Here is a 19,791-nt window from a genome sequence, read left to right as displayed (position 1 = left end):
CATGCATTTCGTATTCTACACCCATTCCGTCGTTTCCGATTGGAACCATGGCAATGCGCATTTCCAGCGCGGCATCATGCGCGAGCTTGTTGCGAACGGACACCATGCCCTCGCGCTCGAACCCGCGGACGGCTGGAGTCGTTCGAACCTTCTGGCCGAGCAAGGCCCCTTCGCCGTCGAGCGCTTCCGGAAAGATTTTCCCGAGCTGATGCCGGTGACCTACGATGCGTCCTTCGATCACGAGGCCTGGATTGCGAAGGCGGATGTGGTGATCGTCCATGAATGGACCGATCCAGATCTTGTGGCGCGGATCGGGCGGGCCAAGCTCAACGGCGGCAAGTTCACGCTGCTGTTTCACGACACGCATCACCGCGCCGTGTCGGCGACGCAGTCGATCTCGGCACTGAACCTGGAGCACTATGACGGCGTCTTGGTCTTCGGCGAGGCGTTGCGGGAGAGCTACCTTCGCGCCGGCTGGGGCCGACGGGCTTTCACCTGGCATGAAGCAGCGGACGAACGGTTGTTCAAACCCTCTCCCGAAGCCGACGCCGTATCGGATCTGGTCTGGGTCGGCAACTGGGGCGACGACGAACGCAGCGCCGAAATCCAGGAGTTCCTCGTCGCGCCGGCACGCGAGCTTGGCCTGTCGGGAACCGTTCACGGGGTGCGCTACCCAGCGCAGGCGCGGGCCGCGCTCGCCGACGCCGGCTTGCGCCACGAAGGTTGGATCGCCAATGCCGACGTCCCGAAAGCGTTCGCGCAGCATCGAGTGACGGTGCACATCCCGCGCCGACCCTATCGGGACCATCTGCCGGGCATTCCCACGATCCGCATGTTCGAGGCATTGGCCTGCGGCATTCCCCTCGTCTCTGCGCCATGGTCGGACGTGGAAGAGCTGTTCCGTCCCGGCAAGGACTTTCTGTTTGCCCGCGACGGCTCCGAGATGCGCCAGCACCTGCGCGACGTGCTGCACGACGCCGGGCTTGCGAAGGCTCTGGCGGCAGCCGGGCTGGAAACCATCCTGGCGCGGCACACATGCCGGCGCCGCGCCGACGAATTGTTCGACATACTCGCCGCATGCGGCAATCGCCATGCGGTTGACGGGGTGCCAACAAGGGAGGCCGCCGCATGAAGATCGCCTTTTACGGATCCAGCCTGCTGTCGTCCTATTGGAACGGCGCCGCCACCTATTATCGCGGCCTGCTGAAGGCACTTTCCCGGCGCGGTTACGACATCGTCTTCTACGAGCCGGACGCCTTTGACCGGCAGAAGCACCGCGACATCGAGGTTCCCGACTGGTGCGACGTCGTCGTCTACGAGGCGACGCCGGATGCGCTGATGCAAGTCGCTTGCTGCGCAGCGCAGGCCGACATCGTCGTCAAGGCAAGCGGTGTGGGCTTCGAAGACGAAGCACTGCTGCGCGCCGTGCTCGACCACGCCCGCAATGACGCGCTGACAGTGTTCTGGGACGTCGACGCCCCGGCGACGCTCAGCGACTTGCGGAACGATGCCGGCCATCCTCTCCACGAGGAGCTCAAAAGGATCGCCCTCGTGCTGACCTATGGCGGCGGAGATCCGGTCGTGTGGGACTATAGGGCGCTTGGCGCCGCCGAATGTGTGCCGATCTACAACGCGCTCGATCCTGAGACGCATTTCCCTGTCGCCCGAGATCCCCGCTTCGCCTGCGATCTCGCCTTTCTCGGCAATCGCCTGCCGGACCGCGAGGCCCGCGTGGAAGGCTTCTTCCTCGAGCCGGCCGGAGCGCTGGAGGACCAGAAGTTCCTGCTCGGCGGATCAGGCTGGGGCGACAAGGCGATGCCGGAGAATGTCTCCTGGCTCGGCCATGTCGGCACTCGAGACCACAACGCCTTCAATGTCACGCCGAAGGCGGTGCTGAACATCAGCCGCGACAGCATGGCCAGCAACGGCTTTTCGCCGGCAACGCGGGTGTTCGAGGCGGCCGGCGCCGGTGCATGCCTCATCACCGACGCCTGGGCCGGTGTCGAGCTGTTCCTTACGCCTGGCGAGGAAATCCTGGTGGCGCGAGACGGCGCCGACGTTGTCGAGATCATGTGCACGCTCACACCAGGGCGCGCAAAGGCGATCGGGGCGGCAGCGCTTCGGCGTGTTCTGGCCGAGCACACCTACACGTTGAGGGCTGAACGGGTTGACGCAATCTTAAAGGCGCATTTCGAGCGCGAGACCGTGGAGGCCGCAGAATGACGAAGGCACTCGATATCGTGTTCCTGGGTCTTTCTCTGTCCTCTTCCTGGGGCAATGGCCATGCGACGACGTTTCGGGGGCTGCTGCGGGGCCTCGACGAGCTCGGCCATCGCGTCACCTTCTTCGAACGCGACGTGCCCTGGTACGCGCACCACCGCGACCTGCGCGACCCCGATTATTGCGACTTGCGCTATTACGACACCGTCCAGGAGCTTCGTCGCAGCCATGAACGAGACCTTCAGCAGGCCGATGTTGTGGTCATCGGCTCGTTCGTGCCTGAAGGCAGGGCGGTCATCGACGACCTCGCGTCGCTGTGCACCGGGCTATTCTGCTTCTACGACATCGACACGCCGGTGACGCTGGCCAGGATTGCCGAGGATGACTGCGACTATCTCGCGCGTCGGCAGATTCCCTATTTCAACCTTTATTTCTCCTTCACGGGCGGACCGACCCTCCATCGCCTGGAGCTCGAATTCGGCGCGCGTCGGGCCGAACCGCTCTATTGCTCCGTCGACCCCGAGCGGCACCATCGAAACCGAAATGTGATCAAATGGGATCTAGGCTATCTCGGCACCTACAGTCCGGATCGGCAACAGACCCTGGAAACGCTTCTGCTCGAGCCTGCGCGTCGACTGCCGGATCGACGCTTCGTGGTCGCGGGCTCGCAATACCCGCACGATATCGACTGGCCCGACAATGTCGAGCGGATCGAGCACCTGCCGCCGGCCGAGCATGCCGGATTTTATAGCCGGCAGCGCTACACGTTGAATGTGACACGCACTTCGATGGTCGAAGCCGGATGGTCGCCCAGCGTCCGGCTTTTCGAAGCAGCGGCGTGCGGGACGCCGATCATCAGCGATCGCTGGCCCGGCCTCGACAGTTTCTTTCCGGCTACGGCGATACAGACGGCCGGCAGCGCAGATGATGTGACGGGAATTCTTCTGGGACAGCCCGACCGCGCCAGGCTCAGCATGGCCAGGCAGGCCCATTCGCTGGTCCTGGAAAGACACACCGGAGTTGCTCGGGCACGAGAGTTCACGTCGATGCTGGCGCGGGCAAGACAGACACGTCCGGTGCTCGATCTGGATGTCGAAAGTGCAGCATGACAGGCAGACAGGAGAACACACAGATGCGGCGTTCAAGAAAGGCCCAACAGACACGGACGGCGCTTGTCGCCGGCGGTGCCGGTTTCCTCGGTTCGCACCTATGCGAGGCCCTGTTTGGCATCGGCTATCGCGTGATCTGCATCGACAACTTTCTCACCGGCCGAATGGAGAACATTACGCCGCTTATCGGCCAATCGCGCTTCCGGTTGATCGAGCAGGATATCTGCAGCCCGCTGGAACTGGGTGAACCGGTCGACCGTGTCTTCAACCTGGCATGCGCGGCGTCACCGCCCCGCTACCAGGCCGATCCCGTTCACACCACGCGCACCTGCGTGGTCGGGTCGCTCAATCTCCTCGAGCTTGCCGTTCGCGACGGTGCACGCTTCCTGCAGGCATCGACCAGCGAAGTGTATGGTGATCCCGAGCAGCATCCGCAGCGTGAGGACTATCTCGGCCATGTGAACTGCACCGGCCCGCGCGCCTGCTACGACGAAGGCAAGCGCACTGCGGAGACGCTTTGCTTCGACTACCTTCGGGCCGATCGGGCCGACGTGCGTGTCGCCCGTATCTTCAACACTTATGGCCCAAGGATGGACCCCGCCGACGGTCGCATCGTCTCGAATCTGGTCATGCAAGCACTTGAAAAGCGGGCGATGACGATATTCGGCGATGGCCGGCAGACGCGATCCTTCTGCTACGTCACCGACCTGGTCGAAGGCCTGCTGCGGCTCATGGACATCGAGCCCAATCCGCGCCAGCCGATCAATCTTGGCAACCCCGGGGAATTCACCGTCCTCGAACTGGCGAGCCTGGTGAGGGAACTGACCGGCACCAGGTCGCCCGTGAAATTCCTGCCTTTGCCGGAAGACGATCCCCGCCGGCGACGCCCCGACATAGCGCGTGCGAAGGAGCTTCTCGGATGGGCCCCCAAGGTACCTCTCCGGCAGGGCCTGCTGCAAACGGTCGTCTACTTCGCCGAACTCGACGGCAGCGCGACCGTGTCGCCCGCCACCGCGACCAACAGGTCCGGGGCAGACGGAGTTGAAACCGGCGGCCCGCAGGATCCCGATGCGTCCCGCGTTCTTTTCACCGAAGCGGAACATCCGACCGAGATTCTGGTTGGGCCCGATAACCGGCACGGAGAACGCAGTCGTGCAGTCGAAGCGATCAGCCAAGGACATCGAGCAGATGGCGGCCGCGGAAACCGCCGCCTTCCTGCGACGAGCCTCCATCACCTACCTCGAATGTTGCGTCAGCCTGATGATGACGCATCTTCAACGCGAAGAAGTCGCAACCATCCTCGAGCGGGAAGCTGACATGCTGCGCAGGCTGGACTGAGCCCCCAGCGCCTCAGACGAATGACGAACAAATAGCATATGAGCCCCGCAGTCTGAGGTCCGAACGTCCACCTCGCCAATGAAGGGGACCCGATATGAGTCTCGGCACAATCCTCATTATTATCCTGATCTTGTTGCTGATCGGCGCGATCCCGGCCTGGCCGTATTCGTCGGGCTGGGGCTATGGGCCTTCGGGCGTGCTCGGCGTCATACTTGTCATCCTGGTGATCATGGCGCTCATGGGCCGGATTTGAGGCCGAGCGGGCGAGATTCCATTAGCCGCACTCCGAACGTCGCGTCCTGCGGTGGCCGTTCGGAGACAACCCGGCAACGGGAGTCTTGAACGTCGACCGCATCGGCGAATTTTCCACCTCTCAAGGAACATTCCTGACCGGTCACAGTTCGGCGCGAGGAACTTACCTCCAACAATAGAGGCGGCGGTTTCGTGACATCGAAAAAGGTTCGCATCGGCATCGTCGGTGTCGGCAATTGCGCATCCTCCCTAGTGCAAGGCCTCACCTATTATCGTCAGGCAAAAAGCAACGAGCCGATCCCCGGGCTGATGCATGCCGATCTCGGCGGCTACCATGTCGAAGACATCGAGGTCGTCTGCGCCTTCGACGTCGCCAAGAGCAAGGTCGGGCGCGATGTGGCCGAAGCAATCTACAACGCCCCGAACAACACCTTCCGTTTTGCCGATGTCGCGCCGATCGGCGTGCGCGTGCAACGCGGACCTACACTCGACGGCATCGGCAAATATCTGCGCGATGAAATCGAGGAAGCGAATGAGCCGGTCGCCGACGTGACCGCAGGCCTTCGGGAAAGCGGGGCCGAGGTGCTGGTGTCCTATCTGCCGGTCGGCTCGGATGCGGCAACCCGCTACTATGCCGAATGCGCGTTGGCGGCCGGGTGCGCTTTCGTCAACTGCATACCGGTCTTCATCGCTTCGCGGCCGGAATGGCGCCGCCGCTTCGAAGAGCGCGGCCTGCCCCTGATCGGAGACGACATCAAGAGCCAGGTCGGCGCTACCATCGTTCACCGGCTGCTCGCCAATCTGTTTCGGGAGCGCGGGGTGCGCATCGACCGCACCTACCAGCTCAACTTCGGCGGCAACACGGACTTCCTCAACATGCTGGAGCGTGAGCGGCTGGAATCGAAAAAGATCTCCAAGACGCAGTCGGTCACCAGCCAGATCGATGTACCGCTCGAGCCCGGCAACATCCATGTCGGACCCAGCGATCATGTGCCTTGGCTCACCGACCGCAAATGGGCCTATATCCGGGTCGAAGGCACGACCTTCGGCGGCGTCCCGCTGAATGCCGAACTCAAGCTGGAAGTCTGGGATTCGCCCAACTCCGCCGGAGTGGTCATCGACGCGGTGCGCTGCGCCAAGCTGGCGCTCGATCGCGGTATCGCTGGGGCGCTCACCGGGCCTTGCAGTTATTTCATGAAGTCTCCGCCGGAGCAGTTCACCGATGCCGAAGCCCGCCTGCGCACCCTCGCCTTCATAGCCGGTAGGGGCGAGCCGATGCTCGACGCCGCGGAATGACAACGACTATTTTCCTCGTGCGGCATGCTGCGTATGACAATGTCGGCCGCTATCTGGCAGGCCGCCAGGATATCGATCTTGGCCAAACCGGCCAGGCACAGACGCTGCGTCTGGCCCGCCGTCTGGCGAGGGAACCGCTCGCGGCCATTTTCAGCAGCCCGCGCAAGCGCACCTTGGAAACCGCGAAACCGATCGCTGTCGCCTGCAATATCGAGCAGATCGGAATCTGCCAGGAATTGGACGAGATCGATTTCGGCGCATGGTCCGGCAAGACATTCGAAGAGCTGGCCGATGACGCCGCCTGGCGGATGTGGAACGACCAGCGACAGAGCGCCCGAACACCGAGCGGCGAGACCATGCAGGACACCCAGCAGCGGATCGTCGACCTCATGGACGTGCTGCGCGAACAGGCCCCAAACCGATGCGTTGCACTGATCAGTCACGCGGACGTCATCAAGGCTGCGGTGTGCAAGGTGCTTGGCCTTCAGCTCGGCGACTGTTTTCGCTTCGACATCGAACCTGCCTCGATCACCACCGTCGTCCATGGCGACTGGGGCTCTAAGCTCATTCGCCTGAACGAAATCGCCTGACTGGAGCTGCCCGATGCGCATGGTGATCTTCGGCCTCACGGTCACCTCTTCCTGGGGAAACGGACATGCCACGCTTTGGCGCGGGCTGATACGCGCGCTGGCGCCACTCGGCTGGTCGATCAGCTTCTTTGAGCGCGACACGCCCTACTATGCCGGCGCAAGGGATCTCACCCATCTCGATGGCGGCCACGTGGTGCTCTATCCGGGATGGGATGATATTGCCCAGGCTGCGGCAATCGCGGTCCGGCAGGCTGACGCGGTCATCGTCACCTCCTACTGCCCGGATGCTGTTGAAGCCTCACGCCTCGCGCAGGAGAGTTGCCGTGGGCTCAAGGTGTTCTACGATCTTGATACCGCGGTGACGCTCGCGCGCATCGAGCAGGGCGAGCAGCCTCCCTATTTCGGTCCGGAAGGCCTTCGCGATTTCGATTTGGTGCTGAGCTACACCGGCGGCGAGGCACTCGGTGCGCTCAAGTCCATGCTGGGCGCGCGCCGCGTCGTGCCGCTCTACGGCCATGTCGATCCGGAGCGTCATCGGCCGGCAAAGCCCAGGGCCGAGTTTGCGGGCGATCTCTCCTACCTCGGCACTTACGCTGCGGATCGCCAGGCCGGCGTCGAGAAGCTGCTCGTCGCGCCCGCTGTCCGGCTGCCGGATCGACGTTTCGTCATTGGCGGCGCTCAATATCCGCAGGAGTTTCCGTGGAGCGACAACATCTTCTTCGTCAGGCATTTGCCGCCTGCCGATCATCCGGCCTTCTTCTGCTCGTCACGTCTCACCCTGAATGTCACCCGCGAGGCCATGGCGCGCAAGGGCTGGTGCCCCTCCGGCCGGCTGTTCGAAGCGGCTGCCTGCGGCGCCGCCATCGTTTCCGACGACTGGCCGGGTCTGGACGACTTCTTCGAGCCCGGCTGCGAAATCCTGCTTGCACATTCCACCGACGATGTGGTCGCCGCGCTCGGTTTATCGGACGGCGAGCTCGAGGCGTTGCGCCGCCGAGCCCGCGAACGCGTCCTCGACGAACACACATCCGCACGCCGCGCCGCGGAACTGGACCGGATTCTGGTCGAAGCCGCCACCGCGCCAGCAAGCGAACCGATGAAGGAAACCGTCTGATGTTGGGTATCGTGCCTGCGGCGGGGCGCGGCAGCCGCATTCAACCGCTGGGTTTTTCCAAGGAACTGCTCCCGGTTGGCAGCCGGATGGACGGGCAAACCGAGCGTCCGTGCGCGGTCAGCGAGTATCTGGTGCGCCGAATGGTGCGCAACGGCGTCGACAGGATCTGCTTCATCATCGGTTCGGGTAAGTCCGATATCCTCGAATACTATGCGGCCGGCTATGACAGCGCGGCCGCGATTTTCGTGGCCCAGCCCTCTCCCGTCGGTCTTTGCGACGCGATCTTCCGCGCCGCCCCTCTCGTCGCGCCGCAAGAGACCGTCCTGATCGGTCTGCCGGACACGATCTGGTTCCCCGAGGACGGCTTCTGCCATCTGCCGGACGACCGGCTGTCATTCCTGCTGTTTCCTGTAGACCGTCCCGAGCTTTTCGACGCCGTGGTCGTCGATCAGGACGGCCGCGTCGAGCAGATTCAGGTCAAGCAGCAGGACGCAGCCACGGACTGGGTCTGGGGCGCGTTCAAGATGCCGGGCTTCACCTTTCAGCGGCTCGCGGCGCTTTGGCGCGAGCGGGACGGCTGCGACGAGTATTTCGGAACGCTGGTCAATGCTTACCTTGCCGTCGGCGGTGAAGCCTGGGGCGTCAAGGCAGGCTCGGCCTATGTCGATGTCGGCACCTTCAACGGCTACCGCACGGCGCTCCGGCTGCTTGAAAACAACGACGCCTCGGAAGACGAAGACACAGCGATATTCGTGCCGCCGAGCCGCTCGCAGGTGCCATCCTTGCCAGGCGAAGGAGGCTGACCGTGCTGCATTCCGACGCGGAAATTCGCCGCCGCATCGATGCGCTTGGACCGTGGTTCCACAACATGGAACTGGCGGGCGTGGAGACCGCTCCCGACCATTTCCTCGGCAACTATCCTCTGGTGAAATGGCAGAAATTCGCGGATGCGATCCCGGCCGATCTCTCGGGCAAGTCGGTGCTCGATATCGGCTGCAACGCCGGGTTCTATTCCATTGAAATGAAGAAGCGAGGCGCCGATCGCGTGCTCGGCATCGATTTCGACGTGGACTATCTGACGCAAGCGCGTTTCGCCGCCGAAATCGCCGAGTGCGACATCGAATTCCGGCAATTGTCGGTCTACGACGTCGGCGCGCTCGGCGAGACCTTCGACATCGTGCTCTTCATGGGCGTGCTTTACCATCTACGCCACCCGTTGCTGGCGCTCGACCTGATCCGCGAGCATGTTGCGCGCGACTTGATGGTCTTCCAGTCGATGCAACGCGGGAGCAGCGAAATCCTCGCGCTCGAACAGAACTATGATTTTTGGACGCTCGACCTGTTCGATCGAACCGAATTCCCGAAGCTGCACTTCATCGAGCACCGCTACGCCGACGATCCGACCAACTGGTGGATCCCGAACCGCGGCTGCATCGAGGCGATGCTGCGCAGCGCCGGCTTCCAGATCCTGCTTCACCCGGAAGACGAGGTCTACTTCTGCCGCGCGTCCGATGAGCCGGCGGGTGAAGGTGCGGTCTACCCGTCGAAAGGACGAAATGATGATTGAAGCCGCCATGATCTGGAATGAGCCCAACAACAAGTCGCATTGGGACCCAGAGCTCGATCCGGACTGGAGCCGCTTCGCCGGCATGAGTATCCTGGCGGCGGACGCGATCGGGCTTGAAAACCCGGCGATCACCAGAGTGCTTGGCGGCATTTCGCCGATCGATGCCGGCTTCATGTCGCTGATCAAGGGATATGGTGTCCTCGACCATGTCGATGCCGTCGCCGTGCACGGCTTCCCGCTGGACTGGAACCTTTGGCAGATCCACGAATGGCCGCAAAAGCTCGGCGAGATCGCCGAAGTCACCGATCTGCCGATTTGGATCAGCGAAGTCGGCGTGTCGAGCTTCGGCGCCGAGGAGGTCCAGGTCTGGGGCCTGCGGCGGACGGCGGAGCTTCTGCTTGGCAACGCGCCCCGCGTCCAATGGTATAGCCTTTATGATTTGCCTCATGCTTGGGGAGCGACCACACGGCATCGCGAGGTGGAAGGCTCTTCCTATTACCGTCATTTCTACATGGGTCTTCTGCGCGAGGATGGCTCGCCCAAGCCCGCGCTCGAAGAGTTCGTGCGGCACACTCCGGAAATGGGCCTCGTCCAGTGGTTCCATTTCGAGGACCACCGGCTGGACGACGCCGTCGCCTGGATGAAGCGGCTGGGCGTCACCAGTCTGCGCACCGGCCTCTCTTGGGCCGACAGTTTCAGACCGAATGCCCTCGATTGGTTCGATCGCCAGATGGAAGCCCTGGCAGACTTCAACGTCACCATCACTTTCTGCTTCACGCCCGAGCACCGAGGCCTGCAGCCCCATCACACCAGCCCGCCACAGGCGCCCGAAGAGTTCGCCGAATTCTGCGCGAAGATGGTGCGCCGCTACGCACCTGGCGTGCGCGACGCCGCGATTCCCATGCGGCGGGTCTCGGCCGCATGAGGTCACTTCGGCTCGATCAGCCATGACGCTTACAGTGCTCAACGTCGCCTATCCGCTTGCGCCTGTCGGCCTCGATGCGGTCGGCGGCGCCGAGCAGGTGCTGTCGATGCTGGATCACGCACTGGTCAGGCAAGGCCATCAATCCATCGTCGTCGCCTGCCGGGGCTCCAGCGCGGCCGGGACCTTGGTCGAGACGCCTGCCGAAACAGGCGCGCTCGACGAGACGGCAAAGAGCCGCGCCCAGGACGCGCACCGCGCGGCGATCGCAGCCGCGCGTGCGCGCTGGCCGATCGATGTCGTCCATCTGCATGGCATCGATTTCGATGCCTATCTTCCCGATGACGGCCCCACGCTCGTGACACTGCACCTGCCGCTTGCCTGGTATCCGGCCGGAGTGCTGAGCCCGGCCCGTGAAGACCTGTGGCTGCACGCGGTCTCGGAGGCGCAGCAAGCAACCGCGCCGGCCGGATCGAGACTGATCGCGCCCATCCCAAACGGGGTTGACGTCAATGCGCTTGCCGCCCCCCGGTCGCATCGCAATTTCGCGCTCGTGTTAAGCCGAATATGCCCGGAAAAAGGCATCCACCTGGCGATCGACGCCGCGAAGCGCGCTGGAGTGCCGCTTGCAATAGGAGGGCAGATATATCCCTACCGGACACATGTTCAGTATTTCGCCGACGAGGTGGAGCCTCGCCTCGACAGGCGGCGGCGTTTCCTGGGACCGCTCGGGTTTTTCGCCAAGCGGCGCCTTCTCAACGCCGCCCGCTGCCTGGTCATTCCGAGCCTCGCCGCGGAGACGAGCTCGCTCGTTGCCATGGAAGCCCTCGCCTGCGGCACGCCGGTTGTGGCCTTCCCGAATGGCGCCCTGCCCAATGTCGTTGAGCACGGCAAGACCGGGTTCCTGGTCAATGATATCGACGAGATGGCGATAGCCATCGACGCTTCGGCCGACCTCGACAACGAAACATGCCGGGCCGAGGCGCGAGATCGGTTTTCGCTCGATCGCATGGTTTCGGCCTATATGGATGCCTATCGGGCATTGGCAAAGCTCGGCGATTCCCGAGCACGGTTGGGAGCCGCCGGGTGAGCGGCCTGCGTGCCGATGTCATCCGCGACCAAGAAGCGCTCGACGGTCTAGAGCAGCATTGGTGGCCGCTCTGGTCGCAATGCAGCTCTGCTACGCCTTTCCAGTCACCCGCCTGGCTCCTGCCATGGTGGCGGACATTCGCGCCGGGCGATCTCTCGGCGATCGCCGTGTGGAACGGAAACGATCTCGTCGGCCTGGCACCACTCTACCTCGAACGGCACGCTTCCGGTTTGCGCCTGCTTCCGATCGGAATATCGCTGAGCGACTATCTCGATATTCTTTGCGCACCCAAGTTCGAAGAAGCCGTCGGTACCTTGATTGCCGAGACTGTGCTTTCGCTCGAATGGTCGCAATGGATCCTGCCGGACCTTTCGAGTGAAGCCGCATCCCTGGAGCTTTTGCTGCCCGATATCGAAGAGAGCCGATCTACCGGCCATGCCGCCTGCCCCGTGCTTGCCTTGGCTGGCGACGAGACGCTTGCAGGCTGCGTTCCCGCGCGGCGAAGACGCCAGCTGCGTCGCGCGCTGCGAGCCGCGCAACGGAGAGGCCGGGTGACGATCAACCGGGCGGAGGCCGCGCCGGAGATATTTCTCGGTCAGCTGATCCGCCTGCACGACGCCCGCTGGGCCGGACAGGGCGGCGGCGTGCTGACGCAAAGCGCGATCGAGTTTCATCGCAATGCCTTGCCCCGTCTCGCCGCGAGCCATTTGGCGCGGTGCTGGCTGATGGAAATCGACGGCGCCGTCGTCGGCGCCTATTACGGTTTTCATCACCACGACCGCGCCTATGCCTATCTCGGCGGCTTCGACCCCGCTTACGCATCGGAGAGCCCCGGCGCCATTCTGATCGGCAAGGCTATCGCCGAAGCCGTTCAGGACGGCGCGCGAGAGTTCGATTTTCTACGCGGCCGGGAGAGCTACAAATACAGCTGGGGAGCAAAGGACCGATGGACGGTGCAAAGGGTCTGGACCCGGAGCGCCTCGCCATGACCACAGCAGAGCGAGTGAGGTCGACCGCGAGGCATATCCTCGAGGATTGCATGGCGACCGACCTGTCCGCCGAAGTCGCGGTCGCCAGATTGGCCGTCGAGACGGATATCCGCGCGCCAGAATTGGCGGACGTCGCATTGGACATGCGTGCAAGCGCTGTCGAGCAAAGGGGCTGGCTCGAGGACATAGCCGTGCTTCTTTCGGGCAAGGCAGATGCCTTCGATAGTCTGAGGTCAACGGCAGCTTCGGTTTGTCATGACCGTCTGCGCGGCGAAACCGGTGAGATGACGATCCGCCGGCTGGCCGGGGGCTTTGACGAAGCGGTCGCCATCTCTCCGGCGGCCAGCGTCCAACTTTCGTCGCTTGGCGACGAGGAAAAGCTTTTTGCTGCAACGGCCGAAATCGTCTCCTGGCTGGAGCGACAGGATTTTACCGGCGCGGATAAGACAATACTCGATATCGGCTCCGGCATCGGCCGCTTCGAATGCGCGCTCCACGCCAGAGCGGAGCATATCGTCGGCATCGATATCTCCCCCAGGATGATTGCCGTCGCGCGCCGACGCTGCGCCGGTCTTGGCAATGTTGAATTCCGCCGGACCTCGGGCCTCGATCTTCGCGAATTCGTCGACGCGGGTTTTGATGGCGTGCTGGCGGTCGACAGCTTCCCTTACCTGGTACTTGCCGGCGTCGCCGAACGGCACTTTATCGAAGTGGCGCGCGTGTTGCGGCCGGGAGGGATGGCGGCAATCCTGAATTATTCATACCGGATGTCGCCCGCCGCCGATTCCTCCGACATCCGCCATCTCGCCCGAATATGCGCCATGGACGTCCTCATCGATGGTGAGATGCCTTTCCGTCGATGGGACGGCACCGCCTTTCTTATTCGTCGTACCGGCGGAACATAACCGACGGACCGAAGTTCGGCTCCCAGACCACTTGCGCAGAATCTAGAAGACCCAGGAGAAAAAGATGGCGTCCGGCGGTAAGAAACACATGGGACGCGGCAGTCAGGGCAAAGGTGCAGGGACCGGAGCGAAGACGACGGTTCCGAAAGACATGATTGGCGAAAATGACGTCCTGTCGAACCGGGATAAGAAACAGCATGCAAAAGAACGCGGCCTCGACAGCAATCGGATCAAGTCCGATCAGTATCAGGACCACGCGGCAAACCGGATCCCGGAAGACTGATCTTGCGGCGAATATCGCAAGACTTTGCAGGCTCGCAACGGATCAGTTCAGGCAAAGGGTTTTCGCTCCGCCACGATCTGCTGCGGGGCTGAAGCTGATCGGCGGCTGGAAGCGCCTTGCAAACTCCGGCCGTGTATGGTCTCAAGTGAATCTCGAAGGGGCCACATTTGCTAAGAGAATGCCATGTCTCGTCCGAGCCAGCGCGATCCCGTCAGCCAGGCAAGCCTGGGCATAGACCAAGAGATCGCGTCGTTGTTGACCGCCATTGAGCAGGAAAAAGTTCCTGATCGCCTGGCTAAGCTCGCGATCGAGTTGCAGAATGCGCTGATCGAGAAGCGCCGGTGCAAAAAGGAGAACTGACGGCAAGCCTCATCGATGCCTGTCAGCGCTTCTGTCCCAGTGATCTTCCGCGAGATGGTCGTGTCTTTCGACCAGCGCTTGCGATGAGCTTTCATCAAGGAATTCCAGGACGCTTGCACGCGCGCGGTTGAGACGGCTTTTAACGGTCCCGACCGCGCAATCGCATATCTCCGCGGTTTCTTCGTAGCTGACGCCCAGCACACCGATAAGCGTCAGTACCTCGCGCTGATGTATCGGAAGCTTCTGGATGGCGCGGTAGACTTCCTTGGTCCGAACGGACCAGTCCTGCGAGGCTTCCGAAATCGGCCGGCTGGAGGCGCAGTCAAGCAAACCGGGCGCCTCCCTAGCTGCCGCCTTGACCCGCGTATAATGCGTATTGCGCATGATGGTGAAAAGCCAGGACTTCAATCGCGTCCCCGGCTCGAACTTGTCCAGGTTCGCAAGCCCCTTGGTCAGGGTCTCCTGCACCAAATCGTCGGCATCATCGGGCAAGCGGCAAAAAGTGCGCGCAAAAGCACGCAAGGCAGGAATGAGGTCGACGACAGCGACCTCGCCCGGTACGCAGTCAGGCACGGCATGGCCTTTGGGTAACACGGTTCTCACCCCAGCAGAGAGAGTTGATGGGCATTGATTAGGGAGAATGCGTGACGATGATGATCGTTCCTGTTGTAAACGAACTTGCTTGAACGCCTCCGGCCAACCAACGGGGTCGCCGTTCGAGCTAGAGAAACCAACTCGCGACCAATCCGCCGAGGCCGCAAAGATCACCACGCTCGTTATGCTCCGAGGTTGTTCGTGGTCCGACTATTGACCCGGCCGCCCGTGATCCTGCGATCATTCGTCAGCAAAAGAATCAACACTAGCGGAGGAGTAGAAAAGACCCTCGACGACGAGGATTCGCAGGCCCGATAATGGAGCGCTCTTGTTCATGCGTAGCCGGGCAGCGGCTCGAAGGCTTCGGTTCGGGCAAGGGGGATTTCAAGCAGGCACTCCAGGCCGGTGGGCCGGAAGTTCAATTCGACACTCCCCCTCAGCTCGTACTCCAAACTCTGCTGGATGAAAGTGGTTCCAAAATTTCTGCGGGATGGCTCTTCCACGGCCGGACCGCCGAGTTCCTTCCAGCTGATCGAAAGCATGCCCGGCTTCACCACGTTCCAGGAGACCTCGACGCGTCCGGTCTCGGCGGAAAGCGCCCCATATTTGGCGGCGTTGCTGGCAAGCTCGAAGAACACCATGCCGAGTGCCGCCGCCGTTGCCGCATCGAGGTGGAACGGCCGGCCGTGAACGACTAGATTCTGGCGTCCCGTGCTGCTGTAGGGGGAAAACGTCGCCCTCAGCAGTTCCTCGAGGTCGGCGTCGCCCCAATTGTGGGAAGACAGGACCTCATGCATGCGCGCCATCGCGTGCAGTCGCTCATGGAATGATGTCGCGAATTCCCCCATTGAGCTTGACGAGCGGATCATGCGCGAGGTCAGTGCGGTGATCGTGGCTAGGATGTTCTTCACACGATGCTGCAGCTCGTGCAGCAGCCTCTCCTGAGCGCGCTCGGCCTCCTTATGGTTCGAGACATCGACCAGGGCCGCAATAGCGCCCCGAACCCTGCCGGACTCGTCAAACAGCGGATTGGCCGACATCATCACGTCGATGCTTGAGCCGTCCCCCTGCGCGATTCGGGCTTCGTAGCCGGGGACGGGCTTGCCCGTTCGCATCGCCTTCTGCAGCGGCTGCTCGTGCGTTTCCACCACGGAGCCGTTCACCATCAGCGGCAGGACCGCCGGCACAGTGCTGAGCTTGCCGTCCGCGGCGCGCCGGCCGGCGAGCTCGGCCGCGCGGCGATTGGCGCGGATGGCATCGCCGTCGTCGTCTTCGGCGATCAAGATGCCGACAGGCACAAGATCCAGAACAGTCTCCAGGCTTTCGAGGCGGTTGCGCAGGTCGTGCGACAGCGCGCCGATCTTTTCCTCCGCCTGCGCGATCTGGGTAATGTCGACGAAGGTGACGACGACGCCGGCGATGACATTGTCGACGGTACGATAGGGCATCACGCGCATGATGTAGCGCTTGGCGCTTTCAATGACTTCCACCTGCCTTTCTATCGTCCCCAGCCGCTGCAGCACCTGCTCCATGTCTGCCTGCAGCCGGTCCGCGGCAAAGCGCGGCCGCACATGCGCGAGCGGCCGGCCGACATCGCTTTCGACCAGCCTGAACAGGTCCCGCGCCGTCGGCGTGAAGTTCTTGACGCAAAGATCGCGGTCGAGGAACACGGTCGCGATCTGCGTGCTCTCGAGCAGGTTGGACATGTCGTTGTTGGCGCGGCTGAGCTCGTCGACGCGGATGTTGAGCTCGGCATTGACGGTCTGCAATTCCTCGTTGATCGATTGCAGTTCTTCCTTCGAGGTTTCCAGTTCCTCGTTCGAGGACTGCAGCTCCTCGTTGATGGAGGACAGTTCCTCGTTGGAGGATTTCAACTCCTCGTTGGAGGATTCTAGCTCCTCCGTCGTGATCTGCAGCCGTTCCCTGGTTTCCCGCAGCTCCTTTTCGAGCTGACTGACATTGGCGCTTTCGACATCGTCGGTCGTGTGGACGGGCTCGTCCTCTGCCTCCGCCTTTATCCCGCCGATATCGCGGAAGACCAGCATGTAGAGCGGATCCGAATTGCCGTCGACCGGCAGCGGCTGCACGGCGAGGCTGATCGTCTGGCGTCCGCCATTGGTGCCGATGCTGATCTTGTTCTGCACCGCCATCTGTCCGGTGCTGACTGCCTTGTGAAGGGCAGCGCGCAGATCCATGCGCAGCCCGCGACGGGCCATGGAGAAGACGTTGTGGTCGGGCGCGCCGGCGGCAAGTTCCAGATATTTGCCTGTCCCGCCCGAGCTGTGCATCAATTCGCCGGCGGCGTTGATGACCACGTAGGCCGGAGCATAGCGCTCGACCAGGAAGCGTTCGGCAACTTCTTGCAGGGTTCCTGTCGCTGCCTGCGGGCGCGTGCTGGGAACAGCCTGCCTGGCGGCGGCGGCAAGTGGGAATTCCGGCAGGCGTTGCGCGGCGACCTCACTGCGCTTCTGGAAGATGCGGGTCGCCTTGTCGATGGTCGAGAACAGGCGCGCATGGCGCGTAACGTTCTCGGACGAGCCGAGGAAGAGATAGCCGTTATTGCGCAACGCATAATGGAAGATCGGGATGATCTTCTCCTGCAGCTCCGGCCCCATATAGATCAAGAGGTTGCGGCAGGCGATGAGGTCCAGCTTGGAAAACGGCGGGTCGCGCAACAGATTGTGCGCCGAGAACAGGCAGGCTTCCCGCAACTCGGCGGAAACACGATATGTGCCGTCCTCGCGCGAGAAGAATTCCTTCAGGCGCTTCGGCGTGATGTCGCTTGCGACGGTCGCCGGATAGCGGCCGGCGCGCGCCACTTCCAGCGCACGCTCGTCGATGTCGGTGGCGAAGATCTGCAGGTTGGGAGAAGCGGCGCCCCGCGGCGCGTTCTCCTTCAAAAGCATGGCGATCGAATAGGCTTCCTCTCCGGTGGCGCAGCCGGGCACCCAGGCCCTGATCGTCTCGTCCGGCTTGCGGCCCCCGAAAAGCTTCGGAATAACCAAGCTCTCTAGCGCATCGAAGGCCTGCGGGTCCCGGAAGAAGCTGGTCACGCCGATGAGCCGTGGGATCGTCGATCTGCAGCACCTGCATGCGGCGTTGGATGCGCCGCAGGATGGTGTTGTCCTTGTAGCCGCTGAAATCATGGCCCGTGCGCGTACGCAACAGCCCCGTGATCCGCGAAAGCTGTTCGCCCACTTCGCGCTTGCGGCGGTCGCGTTCGCTTTCATCGCGGTTGGCGTGGCTGAAATAGCCGACGAGCTTCGCAGCCATCTCCTCGGCCGGCAGCACCATGTCTACCAGGCCGCTCTGCACGGCGCTGCGCATCATGCCATCATATTCGGCGCTCTGCTGCGCCAGCGTCAGGCCGCCATGTTCCTTTATTGCCCTGAGCCCGATCGTGCCGTCGCTGCCGGTTCCGGAAAGGATCAGCCCGGCCGCATCCTCCCCTTGATCCTGTGCCAGGGACGTGAAGAAATCGTCGATCGGCGTCCGCTTCGCGCGCGTGGCGGCCATCTTGGCCATGTTGAAACGCTGTCCCCGGATGGTCATCGAGACGCCCGGCGGGATGACGTAGATGTTGTTCGGCTCGACTTCCGCGCCTTCGACCGCGGTCTGCGTTTCGATCGCGGTGGAGCGCTGGATGATGCTCGCGAGCACACTCTCATGCTCGGCATCGAGGTGTTGGATCACGACATAGGCAAAGCCGCTGTCGGCCGGCACTTCCGGAAAGAACTTCTGCAACGCCGCGATGCCGCCGGCCGATGCGCCGATGCCGATGACAGGGAACAGCGCGGGCTCTCTCTCATCCTGGCGCGGGCTAGTCCGTGCCTTCCTTGTGCTTGCCTTCCTCGCCGCCTGCGCCATTGCCTGTTACCTGTGTCCGCCTGCTTTCCAGGATGCGCTCGATGACGGAGGCATCCGCTTCGTATTCCCTCGCCCGCTTGCCGAACTCGCTGGCGAGTTGGGAGCGATGTCGCGTCTTCTCCCGCTCCGCCATGCGCCGGGCAAACTCCGCCCGCTGCTGATGCGACCGCAGCAGGCTCCACAGGATCTCGTCCGCCTCGATCGCCTGCGCCTCCATGATCGCATCGGCGGTGAAAGCGTGCCCGGTATGGCACCGATAGCGCAGCATGTCACCGTCCTCGATCTCCCACAGCGGCCCGTGGCATTCCGGGCATGTAAACACCGACAGTTGCCCAAGTCGATCTGGTTCTTTCATGGTCGAATGCTCCTGTGCCGCGATTGCGGCCTCCAGCCTGACCGTCGGAGGGGCCGGCAACGTTTCTCCGGCCGGCTCGGCCGCCAGCTTGCCCAGCAAGCCGCCGAGTTTGGCGGCGGGTTCGCAATGATCGATGTCGACATAACGCAGCGCGCTTTCCACCATGGAAGGCACCAGCGCGTCCTTGGGATGCTGGACCACCGCGAGGCCGCCGACCGCCTTGATTGCCCTCAGGCCGGCGGTGCCGTCGGAAAGCGCGCCCGACAGCAGCACGCCGACGACGCTTGCGCCGAAGCTCAGCGCCGCCGAGCGGAACAGCGGGTCTACCGCCGGCCGCGCGAGGTTTTCGCGCGGGCCGCGGCGCAGCATCATGTGATCGTCATGCAGAAGAAGATGGAAGCCGGGCGGCGCGACATAGATGTTTCCCATCTTGAAGGACTCGCCGTTCTTGGCGCCGGAGGCTTTCAGCGCTCCCGCACGGTCGAGGATTTCCGGCAGATAGCTGACCTGGCCGACATGGACCACGACGAACACGGTCGCCGGTAGATCGGCAGGCAGGTCGCTCACGATGGCTTTCAGGGGCTCAACCCCGCCAGCGGACGCCCCGATGACGATGATGGAGCGGTTGCGCGCCTTAGCTTGCCGCGAGCTTGTCTCGGCCTCGCGGGCAGGTGAGATCCGGTTTCGAAAGTCGGCCATGGCTCCCCTTTCGGGTCGCCCCCGGCCCATAACACAATGGCCGAAGGCAGGACTCTGTTCCATGAGCCGCGCATGGAACGAAAGCAACGATCACCGGGATCGCACCAGTACGAGCGGGTCTCGGCCGAACATGGGCGATGGGCTGCCGGCCTTGCTTCCCTCGGGCCTGCGCAAGGACCGGTCGCCTGTCCGGCTGGCATTCGAGCCCCACGGCGGAACTTTCCATGCCCTCTCCCGCGCG

18 protein-coding genes and 2 pseudogenes are annotated in these 19,791 nt (G+C 63.0%); 16 read left to right on the top strand and 4 right to left on the bottom strand.

All coding sequences use genetic code 11. The features are described 5' to 3' along the window. Window position 1: 1 nt before the first annotated feature. From P9217_RS16815 to P9217_RS16740, 16 genes and pseudogenes are all read left to right on the top strand, one after another. On the top strand, window positions 2-1,132 hold the full coding sequence (locus P9217_RS16815; RefSeq protein ID WP_095802768.1) for a glycosyltransferase: 1,131 nt from the start codon (window positions 2-4) through the stop codon (window positions 1,130-1,132). Further along, the gene (locus tag P9217_RS16810; protein ID WP_095802767.1) at window positions 1,129-2,223 is read left to right on the top strand and encodes a glycosyltransferase; all 1,095 of its coding nucleotides are present in this window, start codon (window positions 1,129-1,131) and stop codon (window positions 2,221-2,223) included. Before P9217_RS16815 ends, P9217_RS16810 begins: the two co-directional genes overlap by 4 nt. After that, on the top strand, window positions 2,220-3,329 hold the full coding sequence (locus tag P9217_RS16805; RefSeq protein ID WP_095826276.1) for a glycosyltransferase: 1,110 nt from the start codon (window positions 2,220-2,222) through the stop codon (window positions 3,327-3,329). Before P9217_RS16810 ends, P9217_RS16805 begins: the two co-directional genes overlap by 4 nt. Before the next feature lie 23 nt (window positions 3,330-3,352). Further along, window positions 3,353-4,309, top strand: a pseudogene (locus P9217_RS16800) (UDP-glucuronic acid decarboxylase family protein); the annotation flags it as partial. Between the two features lie 452 nt (window positions 4,310-4,761). Continuing rightward, the gene (locus P9217_RS16795) at window positions 4,762-4,920 is read left to right on the top strand and encodes a DUF3309 domain-containing protein (RefSeq protein WP_066991972.1); all 159 of its coding nucleotides are present in this window, start codon (window positions 4,762-4,764) and stop codon (window positions 4,918-4,920) included. 191 nt (window positions 4,921-5,111) lie between these two features. Then, window positions 5,112-6,215 carry an inositol-3-phosphate synthase gene (locus P9217_RS16790; RefSeq protein ID WP_067320599.1) on the top strand — a complete coding sequence of 368 codons (1,104 nt, stop codon included), beginning with the start codon at window positions 5,112-5,114 and terminating at the stop codon, window positions 6,213-6,215. Next, window positions 6,212-6,805, top strand: coding sequence for a histidine phosphatase family protein (locus P9217_RS16785; RefSeq protein WP_067320596.1), 594 nt, complete (start codon window positions 6,212-6,214; stop codon window positions 6,803-6,805). Before P9217_RS16790 ends, P9217_RS16785 begins: the two co-directional genes overlap by 4 nt. Before the next feature lie 13 nt (window positions 6,806-6,818). Continuing rightward, a complete protein-coding gene (locus P9217_RS16780) occupies window positions 6,819-7,919 on the top strand; it encodes a glycosyltransferase (protein ID WP_095802764.1) in 1,101 nt (366 codons plus the stop codon). Next, entirely contained in the window at window positions 7,919-8,722 is an 804-nt protein-coding gene (locus tag P9217_RS16775; RefSeq protein ID WP_095827599.1) for a sugar phosphate nucleotidyltransferase, read from the top strand. Before P9217_RS16780 ends, P9217_RS16775 begins: the two co-directional genes overlap by 1 nt. Window positions 8,723-8,724: 2 nt before the next feature. After that, entirely contained in the window at window positions 8,725-9,486 is a 762-nt protein-coding gene (locus tag P9217_RS16770) for a TIGR04290 family methyltransferase (RefSeq protein ID WP_095827600.1), read from the top strand. Continuing rightward, window positions 9,479-10,411 carry a beta-xylosidase gene (locus tag P9217_RS16765; protein ID WP_127245890.1) on the top strand — a complete coding sequence of 311 codons (933 nt, stop codon included), beginning with the start codon at window positions 9,479-9,481 and terminating at the stop codon, window positions 10,409-10,411. The genes P9217_RS16770 and P9217_RS16765 overlap by 8 nt, the downstream gene beginning before the upstream one ends. Window positions 10,412-10,433: 22 nt before the next feature. Continuing rightward, the gene (locus P9217_RS16760; protein WP_127245891.1) at window positions 10,434-11,498 is read left to right on the top strand and encodes a glycosyltransferase; all 1,065 of its coding nucleotides are present in this window, start codon (window positions 10,434-10,436) and stop codon (window positions 11,496-11,498) included. Beyond that, on the top strand, window positions 11,495-12,487 hold the full coding sequence (locus P9217_RS16755) for a GNAT family N-acetyltransferase (protein ID WP_278087302.1): 993 nt from the start codon (window positions 11,495-11,497) through the stop codon (window positions 12,485-12,487). The genes P9217_RS16760 and P9217_RS16755 overlap by 4 nt, the downstream gene beginning before the upstream one ends. Beyond that, window positions 12,484-13,392 carry a methyltransferase domain-containing protein gene (locus P9217_RS16750; RefSeq protein WP_278087301.1) on the top strand — a complete coding sequence of 303 codons (909 nt, stop codon included), beginning with the start codon at window positions 12,484-12,486 and terminating at the stop codon, window positions 13,390-13,392. The genes P9217_RS16755 and P9217_RS16750 overlap by 4 nt, the downstream gene beginning before the upstream one ends. Before the next feature lie 64 nt (window positions 13,393-13,456). Next, window positions 13,457-13,675: a hypothetical protein gene (locus P9217_RS16745; protein WP_278087300.1), complete on the top strand. Its 219-nt coding sequence runs from the start codon at window positions 13,457-13,459 to the stop codon at window positions 13,673-13,675. A gap of 183 nt (window positions 13,676-13,858) precedes the next feature. Then, complete coding sequence (locus P9217_RS16740; RefSeq protein WP_082953720.1) at window positions 13,859-14,035, top strand: hypothetical protein; 177 nt, start codon at window positions 13,859-13,861, stop codon at window positions 14,033-14,035. A 9-nt stretch (window positions 14,036-14,044) separates the two neighbouring features. Here the strand turns inward: P9217_RS16740 and P9217_RS16735 are convergent, their stop codons facing one another. From P9217_RS16735 to P9217_RS16720, 4 genes and pseudogenes are all read right to left on the bottom strand, one after another. After that, entirely contained in the window at window positions 14,045-14,608 is a 564-nt protein-coding gene (locus tag P9217_RS16735; protein ID WP_067320579.1) for a sigma-70 family RNA polymerase sigma factor, read from the bottom strand. A gap of 353 nt (window positions 14,609-14,961) precedes the next feature. After that, window positions 14,962-17,775, bottom strand: a complete 2,814-nt coding sequence (locus tag P9217_RS16730) for a CheR family methyltransferase (RefSeq protein WP_278087299.1) — start codon at window positions 17,773-17,775, stop codon at window positions 14,962-14,964. Then, window positions 17,708-18,496 (bottom strand): annotated as a pseudogene (locus P9217_RS16725) (chemotaxis protein CheB); the annotation flags it as partial. The pseudogene P9217_RS16725 and the gene P9217_RS16730, both read right to left, overlap by 68 nt. Next, on the bottom strand, window positions 18,450-19,550 hold the full coding sequence (locus tag P9217_RS16720) for a chemotaxis protein CheB (RefSeq protein WP_278087298.1): 1,101 nt from the start codon (window positions 19,548-19,550) through the stop codon (window positions 18,450-18,452). The gene P9217_RS16720 and the pseudogene P9217_RS16725, both read right to left, overlap by 47 nt. Between the last annotated feature and the right edge of the window lie 241 nt (window positions 19,551-19,791).

Source organism: Mesorhizobium sp. WSM4989 (assembly GCF_029625795.1).
Lineage (GTDB): Bacteria > Pseudomonadota > Alphaproteobacteria > Rhizobiales > Rhizobiaceae > Mesorhizobium.
This window is presented reverse-complemented; position numbering and strand designations above follow the sequence as displayed.

Coding starts and splice junctions, on each gene's coding strand:
- P9217_RS16815 (WP_095802768.1), top strand. CDS start 2: ATGCATTTCGTATTCTACACCCATTCCGTCGTTTCCGATTGGAACCAT.
- P9217_RS16810 (WP_095802767.1), top strand. CDS start 1,129: ATGAAGATCGCCTTTTACGGATCCAGCCTGCTGTCGTCCTATTGGAAC.
- P9217_RS16805 (WP_095826276.1), top strand. CDS start 2,220: ATGACGAAGGCACTCGATATCGTGTTCCTGGGTCTTTCTCTGTCCTCT.
- P9217_RS16795 (WP_066991972.1), top strand. CDS start 4,762: ATGAGTCTCGGCACAATCCTCATTATTATCCTGATCTTGTTGCTGATC.
- P9217_RS16785 (WP_067320596.1), top strand. CDS start 6,212: ATGACAACGACTATTTTCCTCGTGCGGCATGCTGCGTATGACAATGTC.
- P9217_RS16780 (WP_095802764.1), top strand. CDS start 6,819: ATGCGCATGGTGATCTTCGGCCTCACGGTCACCTCTTCCTGGGGAAAC.
- P9217_RS16775 (WP_095827599.1), top strand. CDS start 7,919: ATGTTGGGTATCGTGCCTGCGGCGGGGCGCGGCAGCCGCATTCAACCG.
- P9217_RS16765 (WP_127245890.1), top strand. CDS start 9,479: ATGATTGAAGCCGCCATGATCTGGAATGAGCCCAACAACAAGTCGCAT.
- P9217_RS16760 (WP_127245891.1), top strand. CDS start 10,434: ATGACGCTTACAGTGCTCAACGTCGCCTATCCGCTTGCGCCTGTCGGC.
- P9217_RS16750 (WP_278087301.1), top strand. CDS start 12,484: ATGACCACAGCAGAGCGAGTGAGGTCGACCGCGAGGCATATCCTCGAG.
- P9217_RS16745 (WP_278087300.1), top strand. CDS start 13,457: ATGGCGTCCGGCGGTAAGAAACACATGGGACGCGGCAGTCAGGGCAAA.
- P9217_RS16740 (WP_082953720.1), top strand. CDS start 13,859: ATGTCTCGTCCGAGCCAGCGCGATCCCGTCAGCCAGGCAAGCCTGGGC.
- P9217_RS16730 (WP_278087299.1), bottom strand. CDS start 17,775: ATGATTTCAGCGGCTACAAGGACAACACCATCCTGCGGCGCATCCAAC.
- P9217_RS16720 (WP_278087298.1), bottom strand. CDS start 19,550: ATGGCCGACTTTCGAAACCGGATCTCACCTGCCCGCGAGGCCGAGACA.